Here is a 5,981-nt window from a genome sequence, read left to right on the forward strand (position 1 = left end):
CAGCCAGGGATTGGTGTTTCGAATATGGGTTTGGGTTGTATGGGCATGACGGGTTTTGAAGATGGCCACATGTATGGCCCTGCAGATGAACAGGAAGCGATTGCTACCATTCATCGCTCACTGGAATTGGGCGGGAATTTTCTGGATACAGCCGATTTATATGGGCCCTTTAAAAACGAACAACTGATTGCGAAGGCCATTTCAGGAAAACGTAACGAGTACATCATTGCCACCAAATTCGGCTGGGAGATTGATGATCAGCATCAGGTAACCTGGGCAATTAACGGTCAAAAAAATTACGTGAAAAAATCTGTTGAGCGTTCCTTAAAAAACCTCAATACCGATTATATTGATCTGTACTATATGCATCGCCTGGATAAAAATACGCCAATTGAAGAAACGGTTGGCGCCATGAGCGAATTGGTTAAAGAAGGGAAAATTGGTTATATCGGTTTATCTGAAGTTTCATCAGAGACTGTTAAGCGAGCACATGCTGTTCATCCCATTACCGCTGTTCAAAGTGAGTATTCTTTATTTGAGCGTACGGTTGAAGAACGGGGTGTGTTAAGCACTTTGAACAATCTGGGCATAGGCTTTGTGGCTTACTCCCCGCTTGGTCGTGGGTTTTTGTCTGGCCAGATTAAAAGTATCAACGATCTTCCGGAGAATGATTTTCGCAGGGCAATTCCGCGTTTTCAGGAAGCACATTTTCATCAGAATATTGAACTGGTAAAAGCCATAGAAGCACTGGCGGCAGAAAAGAATGTAACATCATCCCAACTTGCCCTGGCATGGATCATGAGTAAAGGCATTGTTCCCATTCCCGGAACAAAACGCCGTAAATACCTGGAGCAAAACCTGGGCGCCACACTGATCCATTTAAATGAAACCGATCTTTCCAGACTGGAAAGCATCGTGCCGATTGGAACCGATACCGGTAAACCCTATGATGAATTTAGCATGGGCCTGATCGATTAAATTACATTTCCGCGGCTGCATTTTTTACAATGCAACCGCTTTTCTTTTTTGCATATTTCATAAATTACAGCATGAATGCCATCAAATCAATTTCCCAGTTCCACCAGCTTTTGTCGCTCCCTGAGCCCTTGCATCCTCTGGTTAGCGTCATCAATCTCGATCATTGTATTTTTTTGGAGGATGAAATCTGGAAAGGTTTTGTAAACCGCTTTTATTGTGTGGCCTTAAAAAGGGAGGCCACCGGGAAAATCAGGTATGGCCAGCAGCATTACGATTACGATAAAGGGGTGCTGAGCTTTACGGCACCTAATCAGGTGCAGCACCTCGATTTACAAGCTACAGAATGTGGTTCTGGTTATCTGCTGATTTTTCATCCTGATTTTTTGTTGAAACACAGCCTGGCCACCAGCATTCATCAATATGGTTTTTTCTCTTACTCCGTAAACGAAGCTTTGCATCTATCTGCTGAAGAAGAGGAAAATCTGATTACCATTCTGGATAAAATCAATAAAGAATGTGTGCATATCGACCGGCATACACAGGAAATTATCCTTTCTCAGATTGAACTTTTACTAAACTATTCCAATCGTTTTTATGAGCGCCAGTTCATTACACGTAAAAACAATAATCACCAGTTATTGGCAAAATTTGATCAATTGGTTGATGATTATTTTCAGGAACAGCAAGCAGAAAACCGTGGACTTTTAACGGTACAATATGTTGCAGATTTGATGAATCTTTCACCGAATTACCTCAGCGATTTACTTCGTATACACACCGGGCAGAATACGCAACAGCATATTCATCAGAAATTGATTGATCAGGCCAAAGAAAGGTTATCAACTACAAATTTATCCGTAAGTGAGATTGCCTATGCGTTGGGCTTTGAACATGCACAATCTTTCAGCACACTTTTCAAGAAGAAAACGAACATGTCGCCAGTTGAGTTTCGGCAAACGTTTAATTAGCGATGGTTTTTTATCGCCATTGATGACATTTGAGCTTAAGGCATAAAGCTGAAAGTAAGTTTTATGGCGTAAAAGATAAGATTGCAACAGCCTGTGAAAACAGGCTTCGCAATGACGGGGAGGTATTTTTGGTGTTTCCTTCGACAGGCTCAGGATGATATTTGAGCTTAAGGCATAAAGCTTAAAGTAGTTTTATAAACGATGAGATTGCCACAGCCTGTGAAAAACAGGCTTCGCAATGACGATCGATTTGGGATGACCGATCGTTTGGAGGAATTGCCTATCTGGTTCCATTCGCCAATGGTTGTTTGGCCTAAGGGATAATATTGCCGCATTAACTATCGAGGCATCGCTATCTTACCAAAACAAAATTTCTTTCCTTTTAAAACCTTTTTAAGGGATTATTGGTTTTATCTGCCGAACGACTAACCAAAAGATTTGACATCATCCCCTATCTAACCACTGGAAAGATGATGGATGTTTTGGACAAGGAGCAAAATTACCCTATAAACCCACAGGCTTGGAAACATCAGAAAACCCTCAAAAGCAACGAAATTCCTTTCGTCCTAAATTGCTTTTAATCCTCGCACTTGCCTTGTTGCTTGGTGCCGAAGGTTATTTCGGATGGAAGTTGCATGTACTTTCCGATCAGCAGGAGCGCATTAAGGAAGACTACTCCAACATTAATAACATCACTTTCGGACTTTTCTCTGTTCAACAGTGGAAAGAGAATGTGTCGAAAATTGTCAATCACCAGGTTCGTAACCTGAAGATGACGAAAAAGCAAAAGAAGGTGCTGCAAACGGAGGTAGAGCAGGTGCTGTTGGCGCTTATTGATAAGGCAGAAGCACTGGTCAACAAGAAAAAGAAAACCATTAGTGGAAAAATCCAAAAATTTGCCATCAAAAATTTCGTGAATTCTGATAGCATCCGGGCACAGGTACCGGGTTTTGCCAGGAAGATTATTGCTGAAGTAGACGATCCTAAAAACAAACGCCAACTTAGTAAAATGGCCATTGGCGAATTTAACGAACTGGCCAGCGAAGAGATGAAAGACAGTGCTTTTGTGGCTAAACGCAAGGAAGTAGAAGCCATGTATGCCCGTTACAAAGTTTCATCAACGCCTTCACTTAACGAAAAGCTGGTGGCAGCACTGGCCGAAATCCGTACCCAAACTTATCGTTATTCTTTTGGGATGCTGGGTTGTGTAGCGGTGGTGCTGGCATTTTGGTGGGGCTTACGGAAACGCCGTGATTTGCATGTTACCCTATTTGTAATGTCGCTGTTATTTGCTTTTATGCTGTTGGCTGTCGGGTTGACCGCTTCCATGATTGAGGTTGATGCCCGAATCCGGTCGCTCGATTTCGTGTTACTGGGGGAGCATGTTACTTTCAAAGATCAGGTGTTGTTTTTCCAGAGCAAGAGTATTATGGATGTGGTGATGGTGCTGATCAGTCAATCCGGTATAGATTCGATTTTGGTGGGCGTACTGATTCTGGTATTTAGTATCCTGTTTCCGGTGGTAAAACTGAGCTCAACCGGTATTCACCTTTTAGGAAACAAAAAGCTGGCAGAAAACGGCGTGATCAAGTATTTTGCCTTTCAATCTGGTAAATGGAGCATGGCCGACGTCATTGTGATCGCCATATTGATGGCTTATATTGGCCTGAACGGTTTGCTGGAAGGACAGTTACAGGCCTTGAATATCAAAAATGATTCGCTGACCATCTTAACCACTAACAATACGGCATTACAGCCAGGATATATCATCTTTATCAGTTTTGTACTTTATGGACTCATATTGTCCACCATTTTGAAGTTCATTACTCCACACGATGCCCATTAACAGGTTTGATTAATTTTATGGCAACAACAACCAATACTCCCGATATTCCTGCAAAAGCAAACAAGTTTGCTCCATTTGCGCTTATAGCCGTTTTAAGTATCCTTTTAATAGGCGCAGCTTTTTTTGGCTACCAGTTTCATCAAGTTACCTACGAACAAAAATCGATTAAGGAAGATTATAGTTTATCGAACAACATTACTTTTGGCATTTTCTCGGTAGACCGTTGGGGAGAAAAAATCTCGGCAGTGGTAGACCGGAGAGTAAAAGGCTTTAAGTTAACCGCCAAGCAGAAAACCGAAATGCGGGAAGGCGTAGAAAAACAATTACACGGGTTAATTAACAAAGCGGTAGCCGAAATTACCAGGCCGCAAAAGGGTTTGGCCGGCAAATTAAAAAAGCTGGCCTTCAATACCTTTGTAGATGTTGATGAACTACATGCCCAGGTTCCGTCATTCGCCAGAACCATTGTTGTCAAAATTACGAGCCCTTCCAGCCTGAAACGCATCAAAGGTATTGCCAACAGCAAGCTGGATGAATTGGAAGAGCAAACATATGATCGCTCCGATACCACCATCAGCACTGTAGAACGTAATATTTACCACAAATATCACGTCAATAACGCGAATGCTTTTGATCAGGTAGTAAAAACCAAACTGGATCAAATTAAAAAAGAAACTACATTTAACGGACTTTGCCTTTTAGGCTGTGTATCCATTGCACTCATTTTATGGTTGTTTCTGCGTAAACAGGTACGGTTGCATGTGCCATTATTTGTGATGTCGCTCCTGTTCGCCCTGGTTTTGCTGGTTGTTGGTGTTACATCGCCCATTATTGAGGTGGATGCCCGTATCCAGTCGATGGAGTTTGCTTTATTGGGTGATAAATTAGCCTTCACTAATCAGGTACTATTTTTCCAGAGTAAAAGTATATTGGGTATTATCGGAACCTTGATTGAACAACCCAAACCCGATGCGGTATTGGTTGGCGTATTGCTGCTCATTTTCGTGGTTGTTTTTCCGCTGTTGAGGATCATCGCCAGAGCCCTCCATGTTTCCTGTGCACACCTATTCGGGAGCCAGAAGGTTTTACGTTTTATGGCTTTTGATTTGGGCAAATGGGATATGGCCGATGTAATGGTAGTCGGTATTGCGATGACTTATATTGGGTTAAACGGGATCTTAAAAAGTCAGCTCTCGGGCTTAAATATCGAAAACGATGTGCTGAAAACGGTAACAGCAAACAATTCGGCACTGCAACTTGGTTTTTACGTGTTTGTAGCCTACGTAGTATACGCTAAAATACTTTCTTACATCATCAAAAAGATTGATGAACGGAATGGAGAATGCAATTAGCAAATCTCTGTTTCCAAAAGAAATATGATTTTGATTAAAATTACTATGGGCTGGTATCCCATCAGGGTTTCTTTATTGAGGAAGCCAAACAAAAAATTGCCACCACAACCTTTGCCAATTCTGGTGCTTTTAAAACAAGTTCAAATTAGTAAACGAGGTTTCCATCTAAATTTTGCAAGAAGTATTAGTTAATTTCTATCCGGCTATTGGTTGCTCAGGTTGTGGTGGCGGAATTTTCTTAAGGGTTTCTTAAATAAATATTTCCGAAAGATGAATTAAAATCATAGCTGGCGCCTTTACCAGGATGAGCGGCGATAGAAGTGAAGAATCTTTGTTCTTTTACTTCGTTGGGCTGAAAATTATAATTGGTATAAATTTTACCAAAGCGGTTGGTCATTTTAAGTGTACCCACCTGCTGCTGGCTTAACCGGGCATCAATACCGCCAAATTTAGCATCAATGGTAATCGGTCCGTTAAAATCAGCAACTTCCACTACACCATACGTAGCTGTTACATTGGTTACCACATTTGCCGGAAGTTTAATGTCGATTAAAATTTCGATGTCTTTAGTCTGGTAGCTGGAAGTGACAGTATTTCCTTTTTCCTTTATAAAGGCTTCCATTTGTGCCCGGCTATCGAATATTTGTTTCTCACCATTTTCTACCGTGTAAAACCGTTGGGGCACTTTATCCATGTCCACTTTGTTCTCAATCAATACCTTGCCATCTGCTTCACTGTTTGACAAGGAAAAAACATCATTCGCCGCTACACCGTTCACTTTTATCGATGCCTCTACCGATATCTCATTTTTGTCCCAGTTGCTTACACGGATAATTT

Annotated in this window: 5 protein-coding genes; 4 read left to right on the top strand and 1 reads right to left on the bottom strand. The window is 41.5% G+C overall.

Going from position 1 to position 5,981, the window contains the following annotated elements; genetic code table 11:
- Positions 1–39: 39 nt before the first annotated feature.
- The 4 genes from ON09_RS21900 (at position 40) to ON09_RS21915 (ending at position 5,144) form a co-directional block, all read left to right on the top strand.
- Complete coding sequence (locus tag ON09_RS21900; protein ID WP_394358231.1) at positions 40–978, top strand: aldo/keto reductase; 939 nt, start codon at positions 40–42, stop codon at positions 976–978.
- A gap of 71 nt (positions 979–1,049) precedes the next feature.
- The gene (locus tag ON09_RS21905; protein WP_010603215.1) at positions 1,050–1,946 is read left to right on the top strand and encodes a helix-turn-helix domain-containing protein; all 897 of its coding nucleotides are present in this window, start codon (positions 1,050–1,052) and stop codon (positions 1,944–1,946) included.
- A gap of 520 nt (positions 1,947–2,466) precedes the next feature.
- Positions 2,467–3,792 carry a paraquat-inducible protein A gene (locus ON09_RS21910; RefSeq protein ID WP_010603216.1) on the top strand — a complete coding sequence of 442 codons (1,326 nt, stop codon included), beginning with the start codon at positions 2,467–2,469 and terminating at the stop codon, positions 3,790–3,792.
- Between the two features lie 17 nt (positions 3,793–3,809).
- A complete protein-coding gene (locus ON09_RS21915; RefSeq protein WP_010603217.1) occupies positions 3,810–5,144 on the top strand; it encodes a paraquat-inducible protein A in 1,335 nt (444 codons plus the stop codon).
- A 238-nt stretch (positions 5,145–5,382) separates the two neighbouring features.
- Here ON09_RS21915 and ON09_RS21920 read toward each other — a convergent pair.
- Positions 5,383–5,981 (bottom strand): hypothetical protein (locus tag ON09_RS21920; RefSeq protein ID WP_029204559.1); only part of this gene is annotated, 599 nt, incomplete at its 5' end.

Origin of the sequence: Pedobacter agri PB92 (assembly GCF_000258495.1) — a bacterium.
In the GTDB taxonomy this organism is placed as follows: domain Bacteria; phylum Bacteroidota; class Bacteroidia; order Sphingobacteriales; family Sphingobacteriaceae; genus Pedobacter; species Pedobacter agri.

What these genes read in the sequence shown, in the direction of transcription:
- ON09_RS21900 (WP_394358231.1), top strand. Translation starts at nt 40, where the DNA reads ATGGGCATGACGGGTTTTGAAGATGGCCACATGTATGGCCCTGCAGAT.
- ON09_RS21905 (WP_010603215.1), top strand. Translation starts at nt 1,050, where the DNA reads ATGAATGCCATCAAATCAATTTCCCAGTTCCACCAGCTTTTGTCGCTC.
- ON09_RS21915 (WP_010603217.1), top strand. Translation starts at nt 3,810, where the DNA reads ATGGCAACAACAACCAATACTCCCGATATTCCTGCAAAAGCAAACAAG.